A 1,560-nucleotide genomic window follows, 5' to 3' on the forward strand; every position below is an offset into this window, starting at 1 on the left:
GTTGAAGCTCAAGCGTTGGCGTAGCCTCTCGGAACGAGACAACCCAACATCCACACAATCGTTGGCGTTGGCGTAGCCTGCCGTAGGCACAGCCGCGCCGAGAGGTTATCTGTAAGTGTGTTTGGTTGTTTCGTTCCGTAAGCGCAAAGCGCAGGCGTTGCCAACGCGTAGCGTTTGCCGTGCCTACGGCAGGCTAACGCCAACAGCAAAAAGGCTACGCCAACGCGCTGCTCTCTACCCAACCTACTCTTGCTCTCAATTATCAATTATCAATTATCAATTATCAATTAATCCCTAAGCTGCATGACTAATCAAAAAATGAGTCATCTCCGCACAGATGCCTTCTAATTCAATCCGGCTGGATTCTGGTAAGCCAAAACCGATGTAACTAAGTACTTCTTCCCAAGCTTGGAGTTCGGTCATCGTCTGGACTTGACGCAATTTCTCGGCATAAAAATTGTGCCAGAACAAGGGTGCGATCTGGTCGTATTTCTTCCAGCGCTTGCGCCAAGCGCGGACATCGCGATGATTGGGTAATGCGACACCTACAATGGGAGGTAAGTCGGCATAACTAACAAAGGTACTGGTCTTTTTGCCAACAACATGCACCACATATCGCCAGCAATTAACTTTGTAAATGTCTTCTGGCGATCGCTTGAGGTGCATGGCAACTGCTGATTTAGTGACAAATCGACTTTGCGGATTGGTTACAACCGTGGCAGGTTTGGAGGCTACTAACATGGGGGGACACCAAAAAGGGGCGAATGAATTATTGGTGATGCACTAGTTTGTGATACTGAATTCGGAATTTAGCCAGGGGATTGCCCTTCATCGAACCAGTATCAGGTCGGGTAGATTTACTAACTATTATAGTACATTAATACCATGAATGCTAGGAACGGAGTTAAATTGTACGCTGAATTTCGATCGAAACTCAAGACACTAGCTAAATTCCGAATCCAGCATCCTAAATTTGTGCATCACCAATAACTCATTCGCCCCTTTTTGGTGTCCCCCTCATGTTAGTAGCCTCCAAACCTGCCACGGTTGTAACCAATCCGCAAAGTCGATTTGTCACCAAATCGGCAGTTGCCATGCACCTCAAGCGATCGCCAGAAGACATTTACAAAGTTAATTGCTGGCGATATGTAGTGCATGTTGTTGGCAAAAAGACCAGTACATTCGTTAGTTATGCCGACTTACCGCCGATCGTCGGCGTTGCATTACCCAATCATCGCGATGTCCGCGCTTGGCGCAAACGCTGGAAGAAATACGACCAGATCGCACCCTTATTCTGGCATAATTTTTATGCCGAAAAATTACGTCAAGTCCAGACGATGACCGAACTCCAAGCCTGGGAAGAAGTACTTAGCTACGTCGGTTTTGGCTTACCAGAGTCCAGCCGGATTGAGTTAGAAGGCATCTGTGCGGAGATGACTCATTTTTTAATTAGTCATGCAGCTTAGGGGAGAGGGAATAGGGGAAAGAAGAAAATGAGTACTTTCCAAATTCAATACTTCTTCTTCCTCTTCATAACATCTGGGGCGGGGGGGGGCGGGG

At 47.2% G+C, this 1,560-nt stretch carries 2 protein-coding genes; one reads left to right on the forward strand and one right to left on the reverse strand.

What is annotated here, in order from left to right; genetic code table 11:
* Positions 1–294: 294 nt before the first annotated feature.
* Positions 295–741 (reverse strand): hypothetical protein, encoded by a 447-nt coding sequence (locus tag RMO52_RS17290; protein ID WP_310416660.1) that lies wholly within the window; start codon positions 739–741, stop codon positions 295–297.
* A gap of 278 nt (positions 742–1,019) precedes the next feature.
* Here RMO52_RS17290 and RMO52_RS17295 point away from each other — a divergent pair, with 278 nt between their 5' ends.
* The gene (locus tag RMO52_RS17295) at positions 1,020–1,466 is read left to right on the forward strand and encodes a hypothetical protein (RefSeq protein WP_309740860.1); all 447 of its coding nucleotides are present in this window, start codon (positions 1,020–1,022) and stop codon (positions 1,464–1,466) included.
* Positions 1,467–1,560: the final 94 nt, after the last annotated feature.

Source organism: Chamaesiphon sp. OTE_8_metabat_110, from assembly GCF_031382685.1.
Classification (GTDB): Bacteria; Cyanobacteriota; Cyanobacteriia; order Cyanobacteriales; family Chamaesiphonaceae; genus Chamaesiphon.

Bases quoted from the DNA above. Each gene is read 5' to 3' on its own strand.
- RMO52_RS17290 (WP_310416660.1), bottom strand. From the start codon at position 741: ATGTTAGTAGCCTCCAAACCTGCCACGGTTGTAACCAATCCGCAAAGT.
- RMO52_RS17295 (WP_309740860.1), top strand. From the start codon at position 1,020: ATGTTAGTAGCCTCCAAACCTGCCACGGTTGTAACCAATCCGCAAAGT.